Genomic DNA, 24,249 nt, shown 5'->3' with positions numbered 1-24,249 from the left:
GGGCTCCGGTGGATCGGTCCCCGGCGCGTCGGTGCCGCTGAACACCGGCGGATCGGCTCCCGCCGCGTCCGTGCCGCTGAACACCGGCGGGTCCGTCCCGTCCGCCTCCGTGCCGTTGAACACGGGCGGATCGGCTCCGAGCGCGGCCGTTCCGGTGGGCACCGGTGGCGCGCCGAGCGCTTCGGTGCCGCTGTCGCCGGGTGCGGCCTCGCCCGCGGCCGGGGATTCGACGCCGTTGACCGCCAACCCCTTCGCCGCCCAGACCGTGAACACGCAGCCCGCGTGCCCGCTCGGCTGGCCCGCGCCGAAGCAGCAGGGCGGTTTGGCCTCGCTGATCGGGTTGGCGCCGCTGGCGGGGCCGTTCTCGTCGGAGGCGTTCGCGCTGGGCTCGGTGTATCAGCCGATCCTGCAATTGGCGGGGCCGGTGCTGGCGGAGATCTCGCCGGTCATCGCGCGCTATCAGCCGGTGCTCGATCCCGTCATCGCACAGGTGCAGGGCATCGAAGCGATTGTGCTGGAGGCGATTCTGCCCTACTACGGCCCGTATCGCGCCCAGCTCATCGCCGCCGAGGGTGAGCTGGCGCGCACCCTGGCCCCGATCCTGAACAATGCCTACAACTCCGAGGCCGCCTCCTGCCTGGTGGCCTGGCAGGGGCAGCTGATCGATCAGGCCAAGGGCGGGCGGATCACGGTGGCCTCACTCGCGCATCCGGGCACCGTGGTCACCCTGGGTCCCGAAAGCTGAAGAAGCAGGCGGATATCCGCGCCGTCGGCGACAGTACTTCCATGAACAACAGCACGGCACAGGAAGTTTCGGCGGACGCGGATATTCCGCACGGCTTGCCCATGGATCGCGACGCGGGTCCGTTCGACCCGCCGCTCGCGATCACCCGGCTGCGGGAGCGGCGGCCGGTCAGCCCCATGGTGTTTCCCGACGGCCATCGGGGCTGGCTGGTTACCGGCTATGACGCGGTGCGAAAGGTGCTGTCGGACAGCAGGTTCAGCTCGCGGCGCGACCTGGACATCGTGCATGTGCCGTACGCGACCCCCGGGATGCCCGTAGCAACCGCTCCGGCCCCGCAGTTCCCGGGCCTGTTCCTGTCCATGGATCCGCCGCACCACAATCGGTTGCGGGGCAAGCTCACCGGCGCGTTCACCATCCAGCGCATGAAACAGCTCCAGGACCACATCGCCGAGATCACCGAACGGCAGCTGGACGCGATGGCCGCCCTCACCCCGCCGGTCGATCTGGTCCAGGAGTTCGCGCTCCCGGTCCCGTCCCTGGTGATCTGCGAGCTGCTCGGCGTCCCCTACGCCGATCGCGAGAATTTCCAGGCGAATTCGGCGCAATTGCTGGTGCGGGATCAGCGCCTCGAGGACAAGACGGCCGCGTTCGGCGCGATGACCGCCTATCTGGCCGGACTGGTCGCGCGCAAGCGAGCCGAGCCCGGCGAGGACATCCTGTCCGATCTGGCGCGGGACGAGGATCTGGGCCTGGACGAACTGACCGGCATCGCCTTCCTGCTGCTCCTGGCCGGCCACGAGACCACCGCGAACATGCTGTCGCTGGGCACTTTCGCGCTGCTGGAGCATCCGGATCAGCTGGCGGCGCTGCGGGCCGATCCGGAGCTGATCCCCGACGCGATCGAGGAGTTGCTGCGCTATCTGACCGTGGCGGACATCTTCTCCCGCTACGCCACCGAGGATCTGGAGCTGGACGGCGAACTGATCCCCAAGGGCTCGACGGTGGTGATCTCGCTGCTGGCCGCCAATCGCGATCCCCGGCGCTTCGACGACCCCGACACCCTGGACGTGCACCGCAAGGCCCGCGGCCTGGTCGCCTTCGGCCACGGCGTCCACGTCTGCCTGGGTCAGCAACTCGCCCGGGTGGAGATGCGCGCCGGTTTCGCCGGACTGCTGCACCGCTTCCCGACGCTGCGGCTGGCCGTCCCCGCGGCGGACGTGCGGTTGCGGACCGATATGAACGTCTACGGCGTGCACGCCCTGCCGGTCACCTGGACCGCGCCCGCCGAGTGAATCTCAGCTCGGCCGTTTGGATTTCGGCAGTTTGCTGACGATCGCCTCGTAGGACAGATCGATGAGCTCGCGCACCTCGTCCTCGGGCACCGCACCGCCGCGCCGGACGCTGTTCCACCCGTAGCGTCCGATGTAGGCGGAGGCGGTGACGTCCCCGGGGTAGACGCGCACGAGCTCATCGGCTTCCTCGCGATCACGCCCGCATTTGAGCCCGATGGACTCCCCCGTGCTCCCGAGGAACGCGAAGATCTTGTCGCCGACCTTGGCGACGACATCCCCCTCCCACGGTTCGTCCTGCCATGCGCCGGGTTTGGCCAAGCAGTAGGCCAGCAGATCGTCCATCGTTCCTTCCTACCTCGAGCGGCGTGATCAGGCCGGATACGGCTCGGATGCCCGTGTCAGGGCCGTGTCAGGCCGATATCAGCGCCGCCCGCGACGGTATTCCCATGAACCGCACCGCAATCGCAGTGGACCGGGAGCGATGCATCGGCGCCGGCATGTGCGCCTGGACCGCTCCCGGCATTTTCGATCAGGACGACGAGGACGGCCGCGTGCTGTTGCTGCGTCCCGAGGTCGAGCCCGAGCACGAAGCGGCGGTCCGCGAGGCCGTGGCGGCGTGCCCGTCCGGCGCGATCCGCCTGCTCCCCACCGTCTGACCCGTCCAATCCCGCAGCCCCGAAAGGCCATCCGATGAGCACCACCGTCCCCGTCCCGCACGGCCTCCCCATGGATCGCAATGCCGGCCCGTTCGACCCGCCCCGTGAGATCACCGCCCTGCGCGCCGCCCGCCCGGTCAGCCCGCTGATCTTCCCCGACGGCCACGAGGGCTGGCTGGTGACCGGCTACGACGCGGTCCGCCAGGTCATGTCCGACACCCGGTTCAGTTCCCGCCAGGATCTCGGCATCGTGCACGTGCCGTACGAGACCCCCGGCATGCCGGTCGCGACCGAACCGTCCCCGCAGATCCCCGGCCTGTTCGTGGCCATGGACCCGCCGGACCACACCCGCCTGCGCCGCAAGCTGACCGGCGCGTTCACCGTCAAGCGCATGAAGGAGCTGCAGCAGCACATCGCCGACATCACCGAACGGCAGCTGGATGCGATGGCCGCCATGACCCCGCCGGTCGATCTGGTCAAGGAGTTCGCGCTCCCGGTCCCGTCCCTGGTGATCTGCGAATTGCTCGGCGTGCCTTACGAAGACCGCGAGACCTTCCAGGTCAATTCCGCCAAGTTCCTGGTCAAGGACCAGGAACTGGAGGAGAAGATGGCCGCTTTCGGCGCGATGACCACGTTCCTGGCCGGCCTGGTGATCGGCAAGCGCGCCGAGCCCACCCAGGACATCCTCTCCGACCTGGCCCAGGACGAGGATCTGAGCATCGAGGAATTGACCGGCATCGCCTTCCTGCTGCTCCTAGCCGGTCACGAAACCACCGCGAATATGCTGTCGCTGGGCACTTTCGCGCTGCTGGAGCATCCGGATCAGCTGGCCCTGCTGCACGCCGACCCCGACCTGATCCCCGACGCCGTCGAAGAACTCCTGCGCTACCTCTCGGTCGCCGACATCTTCTACCGCTACGCCACCGAGGACATCGAAGTAGCCGGCGAACTCATCACCGAGGGCTCCACCGTCGTCATCTCCCTACTGGCCGCCAACCGCGACCCGCACCGCTTCGCCGACCCCGACGCCCTCGACGTCCAGCGCGGCGCCCGCGGCCTGGTCGCCTTCGGCCACGGCGTCCACCAATGCCTCGGCCAGCAGCTGGCCCGCATCGAAATGCGCGCCGGCTTCACCGCCCTCCTGAACCGCTTCCCCACCCTCGAACTCGCCATCCCCGCAACGGAAGTCAAGCTCAAGTCCGATATGAACATCTACGGCGTGCACGAACTCCCGGTCACCTGGTAGCGCGCTACACCGGCAGCAGGCGGCCGACCACGGCCGTCAGCTGTTTGGCCGAACGGCATTCGTGCATTTCGATGATGTCGGCGTAGCGGTTGGCGGCGGAATCGCCGGTACCCCACATTTTCTCGGCTTCGGGATTGAGCCAGTGGGCGTGTTTGGCGGTGGCCACCAGGCGCTGGAGGGTGGCCAGGGCCGGATCGCGATAGTTGGTGCGGGCGTCGCCGAGGATTAGGAGGGAGGTGCGGCTGGTGACGGCGTCGGGGAAGTTCTCGGCGAAGCCTTCGAGGGCGGAGCCGTAGTCGGAATGGCCTTCTATGCCTACGACTTTGGTTTCGGTGAAGATGCGGCGGGTGATCTGGTCGAGCGGTGTGATGGAGTCGAAGATCTGGGTCACTTCGTCGGCCTGGTCGACGAAGGCGAAGATGCGGACGCGGGAGAACTGTTCGCGTAGGGCGTTGACCAGGAGCATGGTGAAGCTGGAGAAACCGGCCACCGAGCCCGAGATATCGCACAGCAGAACGAGATCGGGGCGGCCGGGGCGGGGTTTGCGGGTGACCAGGTGGACCGGGACGCCGCCGGTGGACATGGATTTGCGCATGGTCTTGCGCAGGTCGATCTCGCCGCGGCGGGAGCGGCGGCGGCGAGCGGCCAAGCGGGAGGCCAGGATTCGGGCCAGGCGCTGGCTGCTGCGGCGCAATTCGTCCAGTTCGTTCTGGGAGATGCGCAGGAAGTCGGCGTCCTCGGCTTGGCGGGCGACGCCGTAGTTGGCGACGCGTTCGCGGCCGATGCGTTCGGCGACCCGGCGGCGGGTCTCGGCCTCGACGGCGCCGCGGAAGGCTTGAATGCGCTGGCGGGCGGCGCGTCTGGCGACCTCGGTGTCGAAGTCGGAGTTGTCCATGCCCTGGGCCAGGCCGGCCAGCAGTTTGCTGACCAGCAGTTCGGGTTGCAGGTCCTTGAGGGCCTGATAGGCGGAGAACGAAGGGCCGCTGCCGGATTGGTACTGCCCCAGCTGCTCCACGATCTGGGCGGCCAGATCCTGCAACTGCTGGGACTGTTCGCCGGTGGGGTCCTGAGCGAGCAGATCGGCCAGCATCTTGCGCAGTTCGAGAATGTCGACCGTCCCGTCCGCGCGACGCGGCAGCTCGACTTCCTCGGCGCTCACCCGTTCCCCGAGCGCCGCCGGGAACCACAGGTCGAACAGTCCGTCGAAGGTTTTGCGCTGGGTGGTGCGGCGCACGAGCGCACACGCCAGACCCTCGCGCACGGCTTCGCGATCCATCAGGTCGAGGACGGTGAGCACCTGGGCGGCGTCCACGGTTTCGGACGGGCCGACCGAAATGCCGCGCGCGCGAAGCGCTTCCACGAACCCGACGAGATGCCCGGAGATACCGTGCTCGGCCGTCGGATCCTGCGGCTTGGGCAGACCCGGCCGGGCGGGCGTACCGCTGCCGGTGACCGCGCGCACGGCGGCCGAGACCAGCCCACGCGAACTGCCGCCCCGCCCGCCGGATCCGCCGCGCGGAATATTCGGTCCGCCGCTCATGGCGTCAGGCCAGCTTCAGCTCGGACAGCGCCCGCACGTGGTCGGCCTGATGCTTGAGCACCACGCCGAGCGTCGCCTGCACCGTCTTGTCGTCGAGATCCTTGGCGCCCAGCGCCAGCAGCGTGCGCGCCCAGTCGATGGTCTCCGCCACCGACGGCAGCTTCTTGAGCTGCATCCCGCGCAGCACGTGCACGATCCGCACCAGCTGCGCCGACACCGCGGGCTTGAGCTCGGGCACCCGGCTGGCCAGGATGCGCCGCTCCAGTTCCTCGTCCGGGAAGTCGATGTGCAGGTACAGGCAGCGCCGCTTGAGCGCCTCGGACAGCTCGCGGGTGGCATTGGAGGTGAGCACCACGAACGGCTTGCGGGTGGCGGCGATGGTCCCCAGTTCCGGCACGGTGACCGAGAAATCGCTGAGCACCTCCAACAGCAGGCCCTCGATCTCGACGTCGGCCTTGTCGGTCTCGTCGATGAGCAGGACGGTCGGCTCACTGCGCCGGATGGCGGTCAGCAGCGGGCGTTCCAGCAGGAATTCCTCGGTGAAGACGTCGGCTTTGGTTTCGGCCCAATCGTTCTCCGAGGACGCCTGGATGCGCAGGATCTGCTTGGCGTGATTCCACTCGTAGAGCGCCCGCGCCTCGTCCACGCCCTCGTAGCACTGCAGGCGCACCAGTTCCGCGCCCGCCACCTGCGCGACGGCTTTGGACAGCTCGGTCTTGCCGACGCCGGCCGGGCCCTCGATGAGCAGCGGCTTGCCGAGCCGGTCGGCCAGGAATACCGAAGTGGCGGTGGCCTTGTCGGCCAGGTAGCCGGTGCCGGCGAGACGTTCGATCACATCGTCGACCGACGAGAAGATCGGCTCCTGGATAGGTGCGGAGCTAGGAGCCACGACCTGCTTCCCTTCTTCCGGGGCCGGGGGCACGGCCCCCGGTTCCCATGCTGCTGGTACCGGTTCTACACCGGACGAATCTGGCCGTCGCCCCACACGATCCACTTGGTGGAGGTCAGTTCCGGCAGGCCCATGGGCCCGCGGGCGTGCAGCTTCTGGGTGGAGATGCCGATCTCCGCGCCGAAGCCGAACTGTTCACCGTCGGTGAACGCGGTGGAGGCGTTGACCATGACCGCGGCGGCGTCCACCCGATCGGTGAATTCGCGTGCGGCCTTCAGCTCACCCGTCACGATGGCCTCGGTGTGCCCGGTGCCCCAGTGATTGATGTGCTCGACGGCCGCATCCAGATCTTCGACGACCTTGAGCGCGATGTCGAGAGACAGATATTCGTCCGCCCAGTCGGTCTCGGTGGCGGGCACCAGCCCCGGCAGGTCGCCGTGGATGGTGACCGACGCGCCCTCCAGGGCCTTGATCAGGCGCGGCACCGCGACGTCGGCGATGGCGGCGTCGATGAGCACGGTCTCGGCGGTGTTGCACACGCTCGGGCGCCGCGTCTTGGCGTTCAGCAGAATCGATTCCGCCATATCCAGGTCGGCGGCGCTGTGCACGTACACGTGGCAGTTGCCGGTCCCGGTCTCGATGGTCGGCACCGTGGCGTCGCGCACCACGGCATTGATCAGCCCGGCCCCGCCGCGCGGAATCACCACGTCGACGAGCCCGCGCGCCTGGATCAGGTGCGTCACGCTGGACCGGTCCTCGGCGGGCAGCAGCTGCACCGCGTCGGCCGGGATCCCCTGCGCGGCAAGCGCTTCCCGCAACACCTCGACCAGTGCGGCATTGGAGGCCGCCGCCGAGGACGACCCGCGCAGCAGCGCCGCGTTGCCCGACTTGAGCGCCAGCCCGAAGGCGTCGACGGTGACGTTCGGCCGCGCCTCGTACACCATGCCGACCACGCCCAGCGGCACCCGCACCTGGCGGATCTCCAGGCCGTTCGGCAGCGTCGAACCGCGCACCACATCGCCGACCGGATCCGGTAGCCCGGCGACCTGCCGCAGCCCGGAGGCGATCCCGTCGATCCGCGATTCGGTCAGCCGCAGCCGGTCCAGCTGGGCGTCGGCGGTCCCGGCGGAACTGGCGCGCAGAATGTCCTCGGCATTGGCCGCGAGCAGCGCGTCCTTGGCCGCGAGCAGCGCGTCGGCGGCGGCGTGCAGCGCCTGATCCTTCTGCGCGGTGGTGAGCCGGGCCAGCGCGCGCGACGCCACCCGGGCCCGGCGCGCCGCCTCGTGCACCGTCTCGCGGACGTTGTCCTGGTCGGCGGCAGGTGAAGCAGTCATGGGTACAGCCTACTGACCGGTCATAAGCCACCGGCGGCGTGGATGCCCTGTCGAATTGTCCCGGTCGGTCTACCGTGGGGCGCATGAGTGTCCGGGTGTCGTCCGGTTCCGGGCGTTGGGTGCTGCTGGCGACCGTGCTCGGTTCGGGTATGGCCATGCTGGACGCCACCGTGGTGAACGTGGCCCTGCCGCGGATCGCCGAGGATTTCGGGGCGTCCATGGCCGGTCTGCAATGGACCGTCAACGCCTACACGCTGACGCTGGCCGGGTTCATCCTGCTGGGCGGTTCGCTCGGGGATCGCTACGGGCGGCGGCGCATCTTCATGATCGGCGTGGTGTGGTTCGCCATCGCGTCCGCGTTGTGCGGTGTGGCGCAGGATATTTCGATGCTGATCGCGGCGCGCGCGTTGCAGGGCATCGGCGGCGCGCTGCTGACGCCCGGCTCGCTGGCCATCATCCAGGCCTCGTTCGCGCCGGAGGATCGGGCCAAGGCGGTCGGCGCCTGGTCCGGATTGGGCGGCGTGGCGGGCGCCATCGGCCCGTTCCTGGGCGGCTGGCTGGTCGACGCCGCGGGCTGGCGCTGGGTGTTCCTGCTGAATCTGCCGCTGGCCGCGGTGGTACTGGCGGTGACCGCGCGGCACGTGCCGGAGACCTTCGACGAGGAATCGCACGGCCGGTTCGATGTGCTCGGCGCGGTGCTGGCCGCGCTGAGCCTGGCCGGAATCACCTACGCGCTCACCGAGGCTCCGGAGAAGGGCGCGAATCTTCCCTTGGTGATCGCCGCGGCCGCGCTCGGCGTCGCGTGCGCGGTGGCCTTCGTGGTGCTGGAACGCCGCCGCACCGCCCCGTACGCCGATCCGCCCGCCATGCTGCCCGTGGATGTGTTCGCCTCCAAGCAGTTCAGCTCCATCAACGCGGTCACCTTCGTCATGTACGGCGCGATGAGCGTGGTGTTCTTCCTGCTGGTGCTGACCCTGCAATTGGTGTCCGGCTTCAGCCCCATCGCCGCCGGCACCGCGCTGCTGCCGGTCACGGTGCTCATGCTCTTGTTCTCCGCGCGGGCCGGTGCGCTCGCCCAGCGCATCGGTCCCCGCTGGCCCATCACCATCGGCGTGCTGCTGGCGGCGGGCGGCATGCTGCTCATGACGCGGGTCGGCGCGCACACCTCCTATCTGCGCGATGTGCTGCCCGCCGCACTGGTTTTCGGCGCGGGCCTGGCCCTGGCCGTGGCCCCGCTGACCGCGACCGTGCTGGCCTCCGCGCCGGAACGGCACGCGGGCGTGGCCAGCGGCGTCAACAATGCGGTGGCCCGCGCGGCCGGTCTGCTCGCGGTGGCCGCGGTGCCGCCACTGGCCGGTTTGACCGGTGACGCCTACAACGACCCGGCGCGCTTCGGGGACGGCTTCCGCACCGCGCTGCTTTTTTGTGTAGTACTGATGGTGGCCGCCGCGGCGCTGGCCTTCCTCACCGTCCGCGACGATGCCCTGCGCACCGCCCCGGCGGCGGCAGCACCGCAGTGCAAGATCAACTGTGCGGTCGGGGCGCCTCCGCTGGAACCCGCCGCGAGCCAATCCAATCGACCGAGCACCGGAAGTGAGCAGTCATGACCGATCCGATCGTCACCCAGGTCACCACCGGCCTCCCCACCCGCTACGAAATCGGCGTGGACGGCGTCCGCGCGGGGCAGACCGACTATGTGGACACAGAGAAGCAGCGCATCTTCTTCCACACCGAGATCGGCGAGGAGTTCGGCGGGCGCGGCCTGGCGAGCACGCTCATCCGCGCCGCCCTCGAGAGCACCCGCGAGCAGGGCCTGCGCATCGTGCCGGTCTGCCCGTTCGTGAAGGCGTTCGTGGAGAAGCATCACGACTTCGACGACATTCTCGACAAGGTCACCCCGGAGTCCATCGCCACGGTCGAGGCCGCGCTGAACTGACCGGGGAGCGAACAGCCATGGCGCGAATCGTGGTGGTGGGCAGCATCAATATGGATCTGGTGACGACCGTGGCGGTGCGCCCGGAGCCCGGCGAGACGGTGGCCGGGGAGGGCTTCGCGCTGGTGCCCGGCGGCAAGGGATCCAATCAGGCGATAGCGGCGCGGCGGGCCGGGGCCGAGGTGGATTTCGTCGGCGCGGTCGGCGCGGACGTATTCGCGAATGCCCTGCGCGGGGTGCTGTCCGAGGCGGGCGTGGGTGTTTCGCGGCTGCGCACGGTCGAGGGCCCGAGCGGCGTGGCGACCATCGTGGTGGACGGGTCCGGTGAGAACACCATCGTGGTGGTGGGCGGGGCCAATGCCCGCATGACCGAACTCGACGCCGCCGATCTCGACACCATCGCCGCGGCCGATGTGCTCATGTGCCAGTTGGAGATTCCGTTGCGCACCGTCCGCGCCGCCGCCGCGCACGCCCGCGCCCACGGCACCGTGGTCATGCTGAATCCCTCACCGGTGCGCGAACTTCCGGCCGCGGTCTGGGCCGATGTGGACGTGGCCGTGGTCAACGAGGGCGAGGCGGCCCGCTTCGGCGCGGCGCTGGCGCCCGTCCCGCACGTGATCACCACGCTCGGCGCGGCCGGGGCCGCCTACCGGGATCCGGACGGCCGCGTCCTGACCCAGCTCGGCGTGCCGGTGGAGGTGGTCGACACTACCGGCGCGGGCGACACCTTCACCGGCGCGCTCGCCGCGCACTGGCACGAGGGCGCCGATACCGCGCTGGCCTGGGCCTGCACGGCGGGTGCGCTGGCCACCACCAAACTCGGGGCCAGCGCGGCCATTCCGACCCGGGCGGAGATCCTGGCGGCACTCGCCGGCATCGCCTGACGGGCGGGTGTGATGATGGGTCCGGGGTTCGAGGAAAGGTTCCGACATGTCGCTGCGGCACGGTCTGCTCGGGTTGCTCGCCGAAGGCCCGGCCAGCGGATACGACCTGGCGCAACGGTTCCAGGAGGCCCTGGGCCCGGTGTGGCCCGCCCGGCACCCCAAGATCTACTCCGAACTGGCGCGCCTGCTGGACGCGGAATTGATCGAGCTGGAGAGCGAGGGCGCGCGCGGGCGTAAGTCGTACCGGATCACCCCGGCCGGGCTGGCCGAGGTGCGGCGCTGGCTCGGCGAGGACGAGGTGGATCACACGCTGCGGCTGGAACCGCTGCTGCGCTCGTTCTTCTTCTGGCTGATGGAGCCCCGGGCGCTGGACGCGCATCTGGAACGCGAGGCCAAGTTCTTCAGCGATACCGCGGCCATGTACCGCGAGCTGGCCGATGCCAAGGATCGCGGGGACTTCGGTGTGGAACCGCACAACAAGTCCAAGCGGATCGCGATCGAGGCCGGGATTCGGCTGTACGAGGCCCTCGCGGAGTGGGCGGAATGGGCGCGCGACGAGATCGACGAACAACCGTAAACGGCTGATTTCCATGGGAATTCGCGATCGTGACGGGTATTCGCACGCCTTGACATGTACCAAGGGACATGTACGCTGATTCATGTACCCGGGTATGCGTAATGGCACCTACTCGATCCGAGGCTTCTCATGACCACAGCCACTCCCCCTCCCGCGATCCTGCTCACCGGCGCCTCCGGCGGCATCGGCTCGGCCTGCGCGAAAACGCTGGCCCACAAGGGCTTTCACGTCTACGCCGGAGTCCGCGCGAGCACCCCCGCGCTCGACGCCACCGGCATCACCCAGATCCCCCTCGACGTCACCGACCCCGACAGCGTCACCGCGGCGGCCGAGGAGGTCGGCAAGCGGCAGGACGGCGCGGGCCTGTACGCGCTGATCAACAATGCCGGCGTGCTGGTCCAGGGCCCGGCCGAACTGGTCCCCGACCGGGAATGGCAGCGCCAGTTCGAGGTCAACGTGCACGGCGCGGTGCGCGTGACCCAGGCCTTCCTGCCCGCATTGCGCGCGGGCGGCGGGCGGATCGTGAACATCAGCGCCGCCAGCGCCCGCGTCGCACTGCCGTTCCTCGGCCCGATCGCGGCGAGCAAGGCTGCGCTGGAATCGATTTCGGACGCGCTGCGGGTCGAGCTGGCCCCGTGGGGGATTCCGGTTTCGGTCGTCCAGCCGGGCGCGATGCGGACCGCCATCTTCGACAAGGCGAGCGCGGCCGCCGAAGACGCACTGGCGCACGGTGATCCGCGCGCGGTCGCGCGCTACGAGCAGCAGCGCATCGCCTTCGAGAAAGCGGTTGCCGGGCAGCGGTTCTCGCCCGTCGAGACAGTGGTGGAGGTCATCCGCAAAGCGGTCGAAGCACGGCGACCCAAGGCGTATTACACCGCCGGACCCGATGCGCGGCAAGCGGTTTGGCTCGCTCGCATCCCGCCGCGCCTGCGCGACGGACTGCTCATCCGCGCCCTCGGCCTGTCCGGTATCGAACCGGCCCGCGCGCACTGACTCCCCGGAGGACAATCTCATCATGGATCTCGGACTCACCGGCCGGACCGCGCTCATCACGGGCGCGTCGGCGGGCATCGGCGCCGCCATCGCCGAAGTATTCGCGGCCGAAGGCTGCCATCTGCACCTGGCCGCCCGCGACAAGGACCGGCTCGACGAACTCGCCGGCCGCTTACGCGCGAAACACGGCGTCGACATTCACACGCACCCAACGGATCTGCGGCGATCCGAGGAACTGCACCGGCTGGCCGAAGTGGTCGGCGCACCCGACATCCTGGTCAACAATGCCGGTGACATTCCCGGCGGATCGCTGGACGTCATCGACGAACAGACCTGGCGGCATGCCTGGGATCTCAAGGTCTTCGGCTATATCGACCTCACCCGGCTGATCTACGCGGCCATGAAGGAACGCGGGCGCGGGGTCATCGTCAACGATATCGGGGCGGCCGGTGAACGCCCCGACCCGAATTACCTTGCGGGCAGCGCGGGCAATGCCGCGCTCATGGCGTTCACCAAGGCGCTGGGCAGCCAGAGCTGGCGCGACGGCATTCGCGTGGTGGGCATCAATCCGGGACCGGTGGCGACGGCGCGCATCGCCCAGCTCATCGATTCCAACGAGCGATTCCGGGCCATGGCGGCCGAATTCCCGTTCGGCCGCCCGGCCAGTCCCCGTGAAATCGCCGATGCCACCGCGTTTCTGGCCTCGGACCGCTCGGCCTACACCTCCGGCACCATCCTGACCATCGACGGCGGTCTCAGCGCCTCGTGAATCAGACGGCGGCGGTCGGCTTCGTGCCCGTGTAGAGGGCGACGAGGTCGGCCAGCTGCCGGCCGGTGCGTTCCAGCGGCGCGATGGACCGGGAGGCCAGCGACATGACCACCGCGCCCTCGACCGCCGCCACGATGGTGGTGGCCAGCGAACGCGCGGTCTCGGGCGCGACGTTCTCGGCTTCGAGGCGTTCGCTCAGGATGTCCTCCCACTCCCCGAAGGTCTCCCCCGCCACATCGGCGGCCTCGGGCGATTCGGAGCGGCCCAGCGCGGCGGCGACGATCGGGCAGCCCGCGGTGAAGTCGCTCGACACCAGCACTTCCCGCCACATCCCCGGGAAGGCCGCGATCGCGCTGGCGATATCGGTGGTCCCGGTGACCGCGCGCATGAGCGCGCTGGAGGCCTGCCCGGCGGTGCGGGTGGCCTCGGCGACCAGTTCGGATTTGCCTCCGGGGAAGTTCAGGTACACCGAGCGCCGCGAGATGCCGCTGTGCTCGAGTAACTGCGCGATCCCCGTCCCCGCGATGCCCTGGCAGCGCATGAGTGCGATGGCGCTGTCGATGAGGCGGTCCCGGGCTCCCATGGCGTGTCTCCTCCTTGTCGTATACCGATCGGTGCTCTACCGTTCTCGATATACCGATTGGTCTACCTATGAATGATAGACCGCCGCCCATCCCACCGACGAGGAATCGGGGCCCAGCGATGCCGACCCTGCACGATCCCCTGCCCCTGGCCAGCGGTCAGGTCCTGCCCAACCGACTGATGAAGTCCGCGCTCAGCGAGGGCCTCGGCAATGCCGATATGGCTCCGGACGAGCGTCTGCAGCGACTGTACGCGCGCTGGAGCAGCGGCGGGTACGGACTGATCGTCACCGGCAATGTGATGGTCGATCGCCGGCACTGCGGGGAACCGGGCAATGTGGCCATCGAGGACGAACGGCACCTGGACGCGCTGACCCGCTGGGCGAAGGTGGCCAAGGAGGGCGGCAGCAAGGTCTGGGTGCAGCTGAACCATCCCGGGCGGCAGTCCAATCCGATGGTGACCCGGAACCGGGCGGTCGGGCCGTCGGCCATCGGGGTGAGCATTCCGGGCTGGCCCGCGCCGCGCGCGCTCACCGAGGAGGAGATCCTCGATATCGTGCGCCGGTTCGGGACGGCGGCCCGGGTGGCGGAGGCGGCCGGTTTCGACGGCGTGCAGATCCACGGCGCGCACGGCTATCTGGTGTCGCAGTTCCTCTCGCCGCTGTCCAATCAGCGCACCGATGCCTGGGGCGGCGATCCGCAGCGGCGGCGGCGCTTCGTGATCGAGGTGGCGCGCAGCATTCGCGCGGCGGTGAGCCCCGGGTTCGGGGTGGGCATCAAGCTGAATTCGGCGGACTTCCAGCGCGGCGGCTTCACCGAGGACGAATCGCGGGTGGTGATCGAGAAGCTGTCCGCCGAGCAGGTGGATCTCATCGAAATCAGCGGCGGCAGTTACGAATCGCCCGCGATGCTGAATCGCCCGCAGGTGTCCGAGCGGACCCGGGCCCGCGAGGCGTACTTCCTCGACTACGCCGAAACCGCGCGGCAGGCGGCGGGCGCGGTGCCAATCGCGGTCACCGGCGGCTTCCGTTCCCGCAGCGGTATGACCGAGGCGGTCACCGGCGGCACCTGCGATGTGGTCGGCCTGGGCCGCCCCACCGCCGTATTCCCCACGGCCGCAGCCGATCTGCTCGCCGAGCGCACCGACGAACTCCGCCCGCCGCTGGTCACCCTGGGCCTGCCGCCGCGCCTGGCCGCCAACAAGAACCTCAAGTCGGTCGAGGGCGCGCTCGACCTGCAATGGCACACCGACCAACTCGCACTGCTGGGCGCGGGCAGCGACCCGGATCCGGCCCGCTCGCCGTGGCTGACCGCCGCGAACATGCTGCGCCACCACGGCATCGACGCCTTCCGCAGCAAGCGCGGGCAGTCCGACGCGAAGAAGGACAAGACCGTGCGCAAGTTCCAGCGGGAGCGGGCGATCGGCCGCTATGTGATGAACCCGTTGGTGCGCGGCCTGGACAAGGTCGGCGTACGCACCGCCTTCGCCACCGAGATAGAAACCGTGGGCCGCAAATCCGGCCTGCCGCGCCGGGTTCCGGTGAGCGTGCTCTTCGACGAGGGCGGCGCCTGGGCCATCTGCCAGCACGGCACCCGCTCGGGCTGGGGCCTGAACCTCACCGCGAACCCCAGCATCCGGGTCCGCCAGGGCGATACCTGGCGCACCGGCACCGCCGAATTCCTGCCCGACGACGATGTGGTGGCCCGCGCCCGCACCTTCGCCCCGCACCCACTGCTCGCCCCACTGGCGCGCGGCATGTTCGCGGCGCTCGAGACCACCCCCGTCACCGTGCGCATCACCTTCGACAACTGACCGGGGCGTGATGTCGCCCCGGGGCGTCCCGGCGCGATGGTGGCCGGGATCCATTGCGCGCGGGACACCGCTTTCGCTGGATTCGGCCCGCGAGCATCCCGAAGTGACGGCGCGGGGGCGACATCACGCCGTGGCGGAGCGGCGGATACCGCCCCGAGATGCGCGGGCGGGTATCTCGTTCGAGCGAATTCCTTGCACCTGACATTAATGTGAGGGTTGACCATGCCCGCATGGTGAATCGAACACAGGTCGCCGCACCGACGGCCACCACGAAAAACGCTCCGGGACTGCCGATTCCGTCGCTGCTGGCCTTGACCACGGCAGCCTTCATCACGGTGCTCACCGAGGCGCTGCCCGCCGGAGTGCTGCCCGGTATGAGCGCCGGCCTGCGGGTCGGCGAATCCGCGACCGGGCAGCTGGTCACCGTTTACGCCATCGGCACGGCGGTATCGGCGATTCCGCTGTCGGCCGCCACGGCCGGGTGGCGGCGCAAGCGGCTGTTGCTGGCCGGGGTGGCCGGGTTCGCGGTGGCGAATACCGTGACGGCGGTGTCGCTGTCGTATCCGCTGACGCTGGTGGCGCGGTTCGTCGCCGGTATCGCGGCGGGCGTGGTGTGGGCGCTGCTGGCGGGGTATGCCGGGCGTTTGGCTCCGGAAGCGTTGCGGGGCAAGGCGATCGCGATCGTGATGGCGGGCATTCCGCTGGCTTTGTCACTGGGTATCCCGCTGGGTACCTTCCTCGGCGACGCGGTCGGCTGGCAGGTGACCTTCGCGGCCATGTCGGTGTTCGCGGTGGCGCTGCTGGCCTGGATCTCGCTGGCGGTACCGGACTTTCCCGGACAGGCGGGCGGTGGCCGCATCCGGATGCTGGCGACCGCGCGCATCCCCGGGGTCGGTGCCGTGCTGTTCGTGACGTTGGTCTTCGTGCTCGCGCAGACCATCCTCTACACCTACATCGCGGCCTTCCTCGATGCGGCCGGACTGCCCGGGATCACCGGCGTGGTGCTGCTGGTCTACGGCATCGCGTCGATGGCGAGCATCTGGTTCACGGGTGTGCACATCGACCGCCGGCTGCGCGGATTGACCATCGCCGCAACGATTCTGGTGGCCGTGGCGACCACCGTGCTGGCCGTCCAGTCGCACAATACGGCGGTCATCTATGCGGCGGCCGTGCTGTGGGGGCTGGGCTGGGGCGGCGTGCCGACGCTGTTGCAGACCGCGGCGGCGATCGCCGGTGGCGACGCCGCCGACGCGGCCCAGGCCATGCTGGTCACGCTGTGGAATCTCGCCATGGCGGGCGGTGGCGTGCTCGGTGGCGTGCTGTTGACGATGTTCGGCGCGACGGCATTGCCATGGACCGTCCCGATCCTGCTGGCGCCCACCCTGCTGGTGGTGCTCGGCGCGCGCCAGCACGCCTTTCCGGCCCGGCCGAAGGGCGGCGCGTGAATCACGCCGCCCGGGGGCCGATCGGGTGTCGTTAGAGGTTGGGTCGCACCAGGATCTGGATGTGGTCGTCGGGATTGCGCAGCGATTCGATCGCCCCGGCGACCCCGTCCAGGCCCACCTCGTCGGTGATGAGCGAGGCGGCGTCCACCGTGCCGTCGGCGATGCGGTGCAGGGTCTTCGCGTATTCCTCGTGCGGGTAGACCATGCACATCTGCAAGGAGATGTCCTTGTAGATGCCGACGATCGGCCGGATGACGTCATCGGTCATGACCGCGCCGATCTGCAGGATCGCCGTCTCGCGGGGCACCTTGTACATGAGGTCGTTGAGCAGGCCGGGCACCGAGGCGCACACCCACACGTGCAGTTTCTGGCCCGGCGAGGCCAGTTCCTGCCAAACCTCCACCGGGTCTTCGGCATTCGGGTCCACCACCCGGTGCGCGCCCAGCCGCAGCGCGGCCTCGCGGCGCAGCTTGGACGGATCCGAGGCGACGATGGGCGCGACGCCGCGTTCGACCAACGCCGCCACCGCGCCCAGACCGACGGGGCCGCAACCGATCACGATGCCGGTCCCCTCCGGACCGATGCCCGTGCGCGCCACATTGCCGAAGCCGACGGCCAGGGGTTCGGTCATGGCGGCCACGTGCGGCGGCACATGCTCCGGGATCGGTTCGAGCGCCATGGCCTGCAACACCATGCGCTCTCCGTAACCACCGGGGAAATCATTGGAATACCCGACGCCGTGGATGCCGCCGGCCGCGTCCAGCGCCCACGGCAGGGCGACCACGTTCTGGCCCTCGGTGAACGGCGTGTCCGGTCCCGCGCCGATGACCCTGGCGGCCAGTTCGTGTCCCATCACCAGATCGCGGTGCGGGTCGAACAGGAAGGTCGGCACGCCGCTGTCCCGGGACGCCTGCAAGAACTCGTCGGTGTAGTCCAGGGCCTGCTTGTCGGATCCACACACCCCGCAGGCGATGGTCTCGACCAGCACCTGACCGGGACCCGGTACCGGTTCGGGCACCTCGTCCACGACGAGCTTGCGATCGCGCATGACTACCGCGCGCATGTCACTTCCCTTCCTCGGGGGCGAAAGCGGCCTGGAGAGCGGCGGCGTGGCGCTCGAAAGCGGCCTCCACGCCGGCGCGCATACCCGACATGAGCCGTTCGCTATTGGCATTGGCCCAGTCCAGCGAGGCCGTGCGATTGCGGTTGGCGCCGGTGAAATGCGGAATCACGTGCTCGGCGAACAGTTCCACGGACCGCCGGGTGGCCGCCGGATCAGCGATGTTCAGCGCCAGCACCAGGAAGGTGCCGAAGCCGCCGGACTGCTGGGCCAGCGCCTCGATGGTGGCGATGGCGTCCTCGGGGGTGCCGATGGTGGCGCGGCCGAAGGCCGGGAAGCCCGGGCCGGTCCATTGTTCGACGGCCTCGGCGGCGGTGTCGCCCCACGGGACGTCCATGCCGGACAGCCGCTTGATGTAGTCGACCAGATGCCCCACGCCCCATTCGGCTTCGCGGCGCGCCTGCTCGCGGGTCTCGGCGATGTGCATGGGCGCGACCAGCCGCCATTTGGCGCGATCGACGGTGAACCCGTTGTCGCCCATGGTCTTCTCGTAGATCTTCCAGTTCGGCAGCAGCGCGTCGTAACCGCTGGGATCGGAAGCCGCGAGCGAGAGCAGGCCCGCGCCGTGCCGTCCGGCCAGCACCGCGCCGGAGGGCGAAATGGTCGAGGCGACAGCCATTTCCAGGCCGCCCTGCTGATACGGCAGCAGTTGCAGCCGGGCCTCGTTCAGCTCGAACCAGTCGGTCTTGGCGCTCACCACCTCACCGCGCAGCAGCTGGGCGAGCACATCCATGGATTCGTGCATCATGTCGCGCTGACGCGGTTGCGGGACGCCCATCATGGAGGCGTCGGAGGCCAGCTGGCCCGGCCCGATGCCCATCATGACGCGGCCCTTGGTGAGATGGTCGAGCAGGCACAGCCGGTCGGCCAGCATCATGGGCTGGTGGTAGGGCAGGGAATTCACGCCGGTGCCCAGGCGGATCTGCCTGGTGCGTTCGGCCGCGGCGGCCAGGAACACCTCGGGCGCGGCGATGATCTCCATGCCGGCCGAATGGTGTTCGCCGACCCAGGCTTCGGCGTAGCCGAGTTCGTCGGCGAGCTGCACCAGCTGCAGATCGCGCTGGATCTGCAGGGTGGGGTTGCCGGTGAGCGGGTGGTACGGGGCGATGAAGAAACCGAACCGGGTGGGTCCGGCGGCCACGTTCGAAACGGGGTTGGGCTGATTCAACTTTCGACGCTCCTTTGCGGGGATATTCAGTTGTGCTCCGAACTGCCCCGTCTCCCCATCGGCTCTGAGTGGAGACGCGACGACTGGCCCGCCGCCTCGCGTGTGACGGCGGACCGGTTCTGTCAGCCTCTAGCCCACTCGTGGCCCCAGTAGCTGTCGGCTGTCATTTCCTCCGCCACGTAATCCGCGCCGACCAGCATGCCCTCGCAACCGAATTCGAGGTCCCAGCCGCCGGGAGTCCGGACGTAGAAGGAGATCATCTTGTCGTTGGTGTGCCGGCCCAGCGTGGAGGACAGGTGGTAGCCCGCCTTGTTCACGCGATCCAGGGCCCGGCCGACATCGTCGAGCGCGTCCACTTCGACCATGATGTGGACGATGCCGGGGCCGTCCGGGCGGCTGCCCGGGATCAGCGCCAGGCTGTGATGGCGCGGGTTCACGCCCATGAAGCGAATCCAGATGGGATGTTCCGGCGGGCCCACGCGGAACGAGCCGCGCGAGGCGAACCCGAGCACCTCGGTGTAGAACTTGCGGGCTTCCTCGATATCGCGCACCGGCAGCACCACGTGCCCGAGGCCGAGATCGCCGGTGACGAAACGGTTTCCGAACTTTCCGACCACCGGCGAATGGTCGAGCAGCGGGCCGTGGAAGACCTCGATGGTGAAGCCGGACGGGTCGACGAAGCTGATGGCCTCCTCGACGTGCCGGTTCACGGCCTCGGCGACCGAGAGCGTGGCGACGGCGATGCCCGCTTTCTCCAGGGTCTCGCGCACCAGTTCCAGGGAGCGGCGGTCGGCGACCTGCCAGCCCACCGCGATGACCTCGTCGCGTTCGCCGGGCACCAGTTCCAGGCGGTAGGTGTGCTCGTCCACGCGCAGGTAGATCGAATCCTGGTTGGGGCCCGAGCCTTCGGCGAAACCGATGACGTCGAAGGCGAACTTGCGCCAGGCGTCCACATCGGCGATGCGGGCGCGGACGTAGCCGAGCGAAGCGAACGCGGCCATGGGGTTGCTCCTTAGCTGAATCAGGAATAGGTGACGGAGACGTCGTCGGTGACCGGAACGGCCTGGCAGGCGAGCACATAGCCCTCGGCGATGTCCTCTTCCTCCAGGATCTCGTTGCGGCGCATGGAAACTTCGCCGGACACCACCCGGCAGACGCAGGCGCTGCACGCGCCTTCCTTGCAGGAGTAGGGGGCGTCCAGGCCCTTGGCCAGCAGCACATCGAGCAGGGTCTGCTGCTTGGGCCAGGTGACCTCGTGGTTCTCGCCGTCGAGTTCGACCTGGACCGTGGCGTTATCGCCCTCGGCCGCCGCCGCTTCGATATCGGCCGCACTGGTGTCGGTCTCGAACGGATTGCCCGACAGCGACACGAACTTCTCCATGTGCACGCGCTTGCGGTCCGCGCCGAGGGCGGTCATGGCATTGCCGACGGCGTCCATGAACGGGCCGGGACCGCAGACGAATACCTCCCGGCCCGCCCACGGGCGCGCCAGCGCGGCGAGCTGTTCCACGCTGGGCAGACCCTGCACCGACTGCAGCCAGTGCACGACCAGCAGCCGATCAGGGTGTGCGGCAGCCAATTCCGCCAGTTCGGTCGCGAAGATGACCGAGTTCTCGTGCTGATTGGCATAGATCAAGGTGCAATGCCCGGTGCCGCGCGCCAGGGTCTCCTTGAGAATCGACAGCACCGGCGTAATGCCGCTGCCGCCCGCGAACAGCAACAGGTCGGTGTCCAGCGACCCCGGCACGAAAATCCCCGAAGGCGGCAGCACCTGCATGCTCATGCCCTCGGCGGCGTTGTCGCACAACCAGTTCGAGCCGTAGCCCTCCACGGTGCGCTTCACCGTCACCTTCAGCGGACCGCCCTCGTGGGGTGCGCTCGACAGCGAGTAGCAGCGACTGACGGACCCGGTGCGGTCACTCGGAATCCGCAGCGTCAGGAACTGACCGGGCTTGTACCCGAACCGATCCGCGTGTGCCTCGTCCGGAGTCAGCTCGATGGACACCGCGTCATCGGTCTCGCGAACCACCCGCACGATCTGCATGGTCGCGATGCCCGCAGCGGCGAGCTCCGCCGTATCCGGCTCGATATCTATGACCGTCATCCGTTCCACCAGTCCTGTTGCTCAAAGTCTTTCGGCCCTGCGGGCCGGGTAGAGGGGGTGGGGGCTAAGCCCCCAAACCCCCTTAGCCCTGCGGGCGGCTAGGCGAGAGTCCGGCCACGCGTTTTCACGTCCACGTCGCGGGTGCTGACGCTGACTTCGCCCGCTGCTACTGCGGCGTCGATGCTGGCTCGTAGCGCGTTGCAGGTGTGCGAGACGAGTCCGGTGCCGGACAGTTCGGTGCATGCCGCTCGTGCGGCGGCGTTCCACTGCACGCTGGTGTGCTGGTCGCTGAATTTCTCGACGAGCACGCACGTTCCGCAGGAGCGGCATGAGACCTTGTCCATCGCGGTGCCTTTCAGGCGTTCGCCGCGGCGCGCTTGGCGAGGTTCTCGGCGACCTCGGCTTCCCAGGCGGTGACGGCGCGGGTGGTGTCGACCTCGTATTCGAAGCGGTCGGTCATCTCGTCCTTGACGTCGGCGGCGTCGGTGTAGAACTGCTCGTACCAGCGGCGGAGCTGGTAGACGGGGCCGTCTTCCTCGCACAGCAGCGGATTGTTGATGCGGGACTTGCGCTTCCAGATGTTCGCGTCCTGTTCGAAGCCCTTGCCGAGGCCGCCGACGAACTTCTGGGCGATCTCCTCGGCCTGCTCCGGCGAGACGCCTTCGGGCTTCTTGGCGATCGCGCCGTACATCAGCACGAACTGGTTCTCGTTGATCGGAAAGTGGCAGTTGATCAGGTAACCCTCGACGACGAGACCGTTCGCGCTCTCGCTCTTCAGGTAATCGATCATGTAGGAGGGGCCGTAGTAGGACGCCTCGGACTGCAGCACGTTCTTGCCGCCCAGCGCTTTCGCGGTCTCGCCCATCATGTCCTCGCGCGAGACCGAGGTCATGTACTGGCTGGCGGTATGGCCCTCGAAGACGTTCTTGAAGAAGGTCGGGAAGCCGTAGTGCACGTAGAAGAAGTGCGCCATGTCCACCACGTTGTCCACCACCTCGCGGCAGTTGGCGTCCACGATCATCGAGTTCCAGGTCCAATCGGTCCACTGGTCGTCGAAGGCGGCGTCGATGCGCGGAATGGCGAGCTCGGCCGGCGGCTGCTTGTTCTCCGGATCGTGCCAGACGAACAGCTGCTTGTTCTCCTCCATGGTCGGCCACGCCTTGGTGCGCGCCAGCGGGGGAACGCGCCGGGCGTAGGGAATGCCGGTGCACTTGCCCTTGCCGTTCCAGCGCCAGTCGTGGAACGGGCAGGCCAGCGAATCGCCCTTGACGGTGCCGTCGGCCAGATTGCCGCCCATGTGCGGGCAGTAGGCGTTGAGCACATTGAGGGCGCCGTCCTCGGCCGCGAACACCACGATCTCGGTCCCGAAGGCCTTGATGGCGTGCGGCTTTCCGTCACGGAAGGAGTCGGCCAGGCCCAGGCAGTGCCAGCCCCGCGCGAAGCGGGCCGGCGGCGCGCCCGCGTCGATGACACGCACTTCGCTGTCCGTGGTGGTCATGTGAATTCCTCTCCCTTGCCTTGCTTCGATGGTTGCGGCCGATGTGACGCCGACGACAATGGCTGTCCCACTGGCCGGGAGGTAGCTACTGGTGTGCGAGACGCCCGAAGGCGGCCCGGTAGAAGAGCAGCGGGGTGGCCTCGGAGTGCTCGTTCAAACCGCTCACCCGGGCGATGACAATGGTGTGGTCGCCGCCGTCGACCTCGTCGTAGAGGTAGCAGTCGATGGAGGCCATGGCCCCGGTGAGCAGCGGCGACCCGTTCTCCGACGGTGTCCACTCGACGCCCGCGAACTTGTCCGCGCCGGGCCGGCCGAGCTGCCGGCAGATGTCGTTCTGATGGTCGGCCAGAATGTTCACACAGAACTTGCCGACCTCCCGCATCCGCGGCCAGGTGCTCGAGGTGCGCGCCGGGAAGAAGCTCACCAGCGGCGGGTCGATGGACAGCGACGCGAAGGACTGGCAGGCGAACCCGATGGGCTCGCCCTCGTCGATCGCGGTGATCACGGTGACGCCCGAGGCGAAGCGACTCAGCACGGTCTTGAAAGCGGTCTCGTCGATCGCCGGGGCTGACTGGAGCACCGGTTCCACGGGGCCTCCTTATTTCGATCCGAAATATAGCTGTCAGTCATGACAGCAGGTCGCGGCCAGGAGGCGTCAACAACAGGGTTCGGTCACCGAGACATGGATCCGTAGAACCTACGTAGTTCTCCCGATTTCTCCGGGTGTGGGCCAGGGCACTGTGATGGGTAGCACAAGGTCCGGCTTCGTCACATGCCTAGTCGGAATACTCCTAGACTGGATATGAACCAACGGAGGTACATATGTCCGTCGCCCTGCTGCCTTCGGCGGAGACACGTAAGACCCACACCCCCATGCGCGCCAAGGACTCTCGCGCCAGCGCCGAGGTTCCCGTCTCGATGATCGAGCGAATGACCTTGATCCTGGACGCTTTCGACGCTTCCACCCCCACCCTCACGCTGCTCGGCCTGGTCGAGCGCACCGGGCTGCCGCGGTCCACCGTGCACCGGATCCTCGATCAGATGATCAAGCTGCGCTGGCTGGCCCACACCTCGGGCGGCTACCGCCTGGGCATGCGCGCGCTCGAGCTCGGCGGACTCACCGCCGACCACAACGAGATCCGCGACGCCGTGAGCCCGCTGCTGCACGAGCTGAGCCAGCGCACCGGCATGGTCGGCCACCTGGCGGTGCTCGACGGCCGCGACGTGGTCTACCTGGACAAGGCCGGCGGCCGTTTCGCCGCCAGCCTGCCCACCCGCCTGGGTGGCCGGATGCCCGCGCACGCAACGGGTGTCGGCAAGGCCATGCTCGCCTGTCTGGAGCCGAATATCGCCGAGGCCGCGCTGCGCACCCGGCTGCCGCGGCTGACCCCGCGCACCATTTGCGAGCCGGAAGCCCTGGCCCGCGAACTGCAGCAGATCCGCATGCGCCAGGGCGTCGCCATCGACCGCGAAGAGGCCGTCGTCGGAATCGCCTGCGTGGCAGCGCCGTTGCGGGGCCGCGGCACCGCGCCGGCCGCGCTGTCGCTGTCGGGTCGCGCGGACGGCATGAGCTACGACCGGCTGGCCCGCGTCGTGCTCGAGGTCGCGCACGAGGCCGGTCGCACGCTGTTCCCGCGTCGTGCGCACTGGCGTTGAGCGGAG

24 protein-coding genes are annotated in these 24,249 nt (G+C 68.9%); 12 read left to right on the top strand and 12 right to left on the bottom strand.

Going from position 1 to position 24,249, the window contains the following annotated elements:
• Positions 1–786 precede the first annotated feature (786 nt).
• Positions 787–2,037 carry a cytochrome P450 gene (locus NY1_RS10995; RefSeq protein ID WP_067710855.1) on the top strand — a complete coding sequence of 417 codons (1,251 nt, stop codon included), beginning with the start codon at positions 787–789 and terminating at the stop codon, positions 2,035–2,037.
• A gap of 3 nt (positions 2,038–2,040) precedes the next feature.
• Here the strand turns inward: NY1_RS10995 and NY1_RS10990 are convergent, their stop codons facing one another.
• Positions 2,041–2,379: an MmcQ/YjbR family DNA-binding protein gene (locus NY1_RS10990; protein WP_067710853.1), complete on the bottom strand. Its 339-nt coding sequence runs from the start codon at positions 2,377–2,379 to the stop codon at positions 2,041–2,043.
• 104 nt (positions 2,380–2,483) lie between these two features.
• Between NY1_RS10990 and NY1_RS10985 the strand changes: the two genes are divergently transcribed.
• On the top strand, positions 2,484–2,693 hold the full coding sequence (locus NY1_RS10985; protein ID WP_067710851.1) for a ferredoxin: 210 nt from the start codon (positions 2,484–2,486) through the stop codon (positions 2,691–2,693).
• A gap of 34 nt (positions 2,694–2,727) precedes the next feature.
• Entirely contained in the window at positions 2,728–3,939 is a 1,212-nt protein-coding gene (locus NY1_RS10980) for a cytochrome P450 (protein ID WP_067710849.1), read from the top strand.
• A 4-nt stretch (positions 3,940–3,943) separates the two neighbouring features.
• On the opposite strand, the gene NY1_RS10975 is transcribed toward NY1_RS10980, so the two are convergent.
• From NY1_RS10975 to NY1_RS10965, 3 genes are all read right to left on the bottom strand, one after another.
• Complete coding sequence (locus NY1_RS10975; RefSeq protein WP_084534853.1) at positions 3,944–5,479, bottom strand: vWA domain-containing protein; 1,536 nt, start codon at positions 5,477–5,479, stop codon at positions 3,944–3,946.
• A gap of 4 nt (positions 5,480–5,483) precedes the next feature.
• A complete protein-coding gene (locus NY1_RS10970; protein ID WP_233036433.1) occupies positions 5,484–6,368 on the bottom strand; it encodes an AAA family ATPase in 885 nt (294 codons plus the stop codon).
• 65 nt (positions 6,369–6,433) lie between these two features.
• Positions 6,434–7,702: a glutamate-5-semialdehyde dehydrogenase gene (locus NY1_RS10965; RefSeq protein WP_067710847.1), complete on the bottom strand. Its 1,269-nt coding sequence runs from the start codon at positions 7,700–7,702 to the stop codon at positions 6,434–6,436.
• Positions 7,703–7,785: 83 nt separating this feature from the next.
• On the opposite strand from NY1_RS10965, the gene NY1_RS10960 reads away from it, so the two are divergent.
• The 6 genes from NY1_RS10960 to NY1_RS10935 all read left to right on the top strand — a co-directional run bounded on the left by NY1_RS10960 (position 7,786) and on the right by NY1_RS10935 (position 12,858).
• Positions 7,786–9,309 (top strand): MFS transporter, encoded by a 1,524-nt coding sequence (locus NY1_RS10960; RefSeq protein ID WP_067710845.1) that lies wholly within the window; start codon positions 7,786–7,788, stop codon positions 9,307–9,309.
• Positions 9,306–9,638 (top strand): GNAT family N-acetyltransferase, encoded by a 333-nt coding sequence (locus NY1_RS10955; RefSeq protein WP_067710843.1) that lies wholly within the window; start codon positions 9,306–9,308, stop codon positions 9,636–9,638. The genes NY1_RS10960 and NY1_RS10955 overlap by 4 nt, the downstream gene beginning before the upstream one ends.
• 17 nt (positions 9,639–9,655) lie before the next feature.
• A complete protein-coding gene (locus NY1_RS10950) occupies positions 9,656–10,519 on the top strand; it encodes a ribokinase (protein WP_067710841.1) in 864 nt (287 codons plus the stop codon).
• Between the two features lie 46 nt (positions 10,520–10,565).
• Positions 10,566–11,096 carry a PadR family transcriptional regulator gene (locus NY1_RS10945; RefSeq protein ID WP_067710839.1) on the top strand — a complete coding sequence of 177 codons (531 nt, stop codon included), beginning with the start codon at positions 10,566–10,568 and terminating at the stop codon, positions 11,094–11,096.
• A gap of 129 nt (positions 11,097–11,225) precedes the next feature.
• Positions 11,226–12,089 (top strand): SDR family oxidoreductase, encoded by an 864-nt coding sequence (locus NY1_RS10940; protein ID WP_067710837.1) that lies wholly within the window; start codon positions 11,226–11,228, stop codon positions 12,087–12,089.
• Between the two features lie 22 nt (positions 12,090–12,111).
• Positions 12,112–12,858, top strand: coding sequence for a short-chain dehydrogenase/reductase (locus tag NY1_RS10935; RefSeq protein ID WP_067710835.1), 747 nt, complete (start codon positions 12,112–12,114; stop codon positions 12,856–12,858).
• Position 12,859: 1 nt separating this feature from the next.
• Here NY1_RS10935 and NY1_RS10930 read toward each other — a convergent pair whose 3' ends face one another.
• Positions 12,860–13,441 carry a TetR/AcrR family transcriptional regulator gene (locus NY1_RS10930; RefSeq protein WP_067710833.1) on the bottom strand — a complete coding sequence of 194 codons (582 nt, stop codon included), beginning with the start codon at positions 13,439–13,441 and terminating at the stop codon, positions 12,860–12,862.
• A gap of 119 nt (positions 13,442–13,560) precedes the next feature.
• Between NY1_RS10930 and NY1_RS10925 the strand changes: the two genes are divergently transcribed.
• Complete coding sequence (locus tag NY1_RS10925; RefSeq protein WP_067710831.1) at positions 13,561–15,252, top strand: nitroreductase family deazaflavin-dependent oxidoreductase; 1,692 nt, start codon at positions 13,561–13,563, stop codon at positions 15,250–15,252.
• Positions 15,253–15,482: 230 nt separating this feature from the next.
• A complete protein-coding gene (locus NY1_RS10920; RefSeq protein WP_067710829.1) occupies positions 15,483–16,697 on the top strand; it encodes an MFS transporter in 1,215 nt (404 codons plus the stop codon).
• A gap of 31 nt (positions 16,698–16,728) precedes the next feature.
• On the opposite strand, the gene NY1_RS10915 is transcribed toward NY1_RS10920, so the two are convergent.
• The 7 genes from NY1_RS10915 to NY1_RS10885 all read right to left on the bottom strand — a co-directional run bounded on the left by NY1_RS10915 (position 16,729) and on the right by NY1_RS10885 (position 23,176).
• Complete coding sequence (locus NY1_RS10915; protein WP_067710827.1) at positions 16,729–17,760, bottom strand: zinc-binding dehydrogenase; 1,032 nt, start codon at positions 17,758–17,760, stop codon at positions 16,729–16,731.
• Between the two features lies 1 nt (position 17,761).
• Positions 17,762–18,985 carry an LLM class flavin-dependent oxidoreductase gene (locus NY1_RS10910; protein ID WP_067710825.1) on the bottom strand — a complete coding sequence of 408 codons (1,224 nt, stop codon included), beginning with the start codon at positions 18,983–18,985 and terminating at the stop codon, positions 17,762–17,764.
• A gap of 122 nt (positions 18,986–19,107) precedes the next feature.
• Positions 19,108–19,986, bottom strand: a complete 879-nt coding sequence (locus tag NY1_RS10905) for a VOC family protein (protein ID WP_067710823.1) — start codon at positions 19,984–19,986, stop codon at positions 19,108–19,110.
• Positions 19,987–20,006: 20 nt separating this feature from the next.
• The gene (locus tag NY1_RS10900) at positions 20,007–21,089 is read right to left on the bottom strand and encodes a ferredoxin--NADP reductase (RefSeq protein WP_067710822.1); all 1,083 of its coding nucleotides are present in this window, start codon (positions 21,087–21,089) and stop codon (positions 20,007–20,009) included.
• A 98-nt stretch (positions 21,090–21,187) separates the two neighbouring features.
• Complete coding sequence (locus NY1_RS10895) at positions 21,188–21,397, bottom strand: hypothetical protein (protein WP_233434279.1); 210 nt, start codon at positions 21,395–21,397, stop codon at positions 21,188–21,190.
• Positions 21,398–21,444: 47 nt separating this feature from the next.
• Positions 21,445–22,587 (bottom strand): 3-ketosteroid-9-alpha-monooxygenase, oxygenase component, encoded by a 1,143-nt coding sequence (locus NY1_RS10890; RefSeq protein ID WP_067710819.1) that lies wholly within the window; start codon positions 22,585–22,587, stop codon positions 21,445–21,447.
• A gap of 85 nt (positions 22,588–22,672) precedes the next feature.
• Positions 22,673–23,176 carry a flavin reductase family protein gene (locus NY1_RS10885; protein ID WP_233036415.1) on the bottom strand — a complete coding sequence of 168 codons (504 nt, stop codon included), beginning with the start codon at positions 23,174–23,176 and terminating at the stop codon, positions 22,673–22,675.
• 233 nt (positions 23,177–23,409) lie between these two features.
• On the opposite strand from NY1_RS10885, the gene NY1_RS10880 reads away from it, so the two are divergent.
• Positions 23,410–24,243, top strand: a complete 834-nt coding sequence (locus NY1_RS10880) for an IclR family transcriptional regulator (protein ID WP_332909552.1) — start codon at positions 23,410–23,412, stop codon at positions 24,241–24,243.
• The last annotated feature ends 6 nt before the right edge of the window (positions 24,244–24,249 follow it).

The organism is Nocardia yamanashiensis NBRC 100130, assembly GCF_001613325.1.
GTDB classification, from domain to species: domain Bacteria; phylum Actinomycetota; class Actinomycetes; order Mycobacteriales; family Mycobacteriaceae; genus Nocardia; species Nocardia yamanashiensis.
The sequence above is the reverse complement of the archived record's forward strand: the minus strand, read 5'-3'. Positions and strand labels throughout refer to the sequence as shown.

Excerpts from the sequence above, each read along its gene's own strand:
- NY1_RS10975 (WP_084534853.1), bottom strand. The coding sequence starts at position 5,479 with ATGAGCGGCGGACCGAATATTCCGCGCGGCGGATCCGGCGGGCGGGGC.
- NY1_RS10920 (WP_067710829.1), top strand. The coding sequence starts at position 15,483 with ATGGTGAATCGAACACAGGTCGCCGCACCGACGGCCACCACGAAAAAC.
- NY1_RS10925 (WP_067710831.1), top strand. The coding sequence starts at position 13,561 with ATGCCGACCCTGCACGATCCCCTGCCCCTGGCCAGCGGTCAGGTCCTG.
- NY1_RS10930 (WP_067710833.1), bottom strand. The coding sequence starts at position 13,441 with ATGGGAGCCCGGGACCGCCTCATCGACAGCGCCATCGCACTCATGCGC.
- NY1_RS10960 (WP_067710845.1), top strand. The coding sequence starts at position 7,786 with ATGAGTGTCCGGGTGTCGTCCGGTTCCGGGCGTTGGGTGCTGCTGGCG.
- NY1_RS10955 (WP_067710843.1), top strand. The coding sequence starts at position 9,306 with ATGACCGATCCGATCGTCACCCAGGTCACCACCGGCCTCCCCACCCGC.
- NY1_RS10945 (WP_067710839.1), top strand. The coding sequence starts at position 10,566 with ATGTCGCTGCGGCACGGTCTGCTCGGGTTGCTCGCCGAAGGCCCGGCC.
- NY1_RS10965 (WP_067710847.1), bottom strand. The coding sequence starts at position 7,702 with ATGACTGCTTCACCTGCCGCCGACCAGGACAACGTCCGCGAGACGGTG.
- NY1_RS10990 (WP_067710853.1), bottom strand. The coding sequence starts at position 2,379 with ATGGACGATCTGCTGGCCTACTGCTTGGCCAAACCCGGCGCATGGCAG.
- NY1_RS10915 (WP_067710827.1), bottom strand. The coding sequence starts at position 17,760 with ATGCGCGCGGTAGTCATGCGCGATCGCAAGCTCGTCGTGGACGAGGTG.
- NY1_RS10900 (WP_067710822.1), bottom strand. The coding sequence starts at position 21,089 with ATGACGGTCATAGATATCGAGCCGGATACGGCGGAGCTCGCCGCTGCG.
- NY1_RS10905 (WP_067710823.1), bottom strand. The coding sequence starts at position 19,986 with ATGGCCGCGTTCGCTTCGCTCGGCTACGTCCGCGCCCGCATCGCCGAT.
- NY1_RS10950 (WP_067710841.1), top strand. The coding sequence starts at position 9,656 with ATGGCGCGAATCGTGGTGGTGGGCAGCATCAATATGGATCTGGTGACG.
- NY1_RS10940 (WP_067710837.1), top strand. The coding sequence starts at position 11,226 with ATGACCACAGCCACTCCCCCTCCCGCGATCCTGCTCACCGGCGCCTCC.
- NY1_RS10985 (WP_067710851.1), top strand. The coding sequence starts at position 2,484 with ATGAACCGCACCGCAATCGCAGTGGACCGGGAGCGATGCATCGGCGCC.
- NY1_RS10880 (WP_332909552.1), top strand. The coding sequence starts at position 23,410 with ATGTCCGTCGCCCTGCTGCCTTCGGCGGAGACACGTAAGACCCACACC.
- NY1_RS10935 (WP_067710835.1), top strand. The coding sequence starts at position 12,112 with ATGGATCTCGGACTCACCGGCCGGACCGCGCTCATCACGGGCGCGTCG.
- NY1_RS10890 (WP_067710819.1), bottom strand. The coding sequence starts at position 22,587 with ATGACCACCACGGACAGCGAAGTGCGTGTCATCGACGCGGGCGCGCCG.
- NY1_RS10980 (WP_067710849.1), top strand. The coding sequence starts at position 2,728 with ATGAGCACCACCGTCCCCGTCCCGCACGGCCTCCCCATGGATCGCAAT.
- NY1_RS10995 (WP_067710855.1), top strand. The coding sequence starts at position 787 with ATGAACAACAGCACGGCACAGGAAGTTTCGGCGGACGCGGATATTCCG.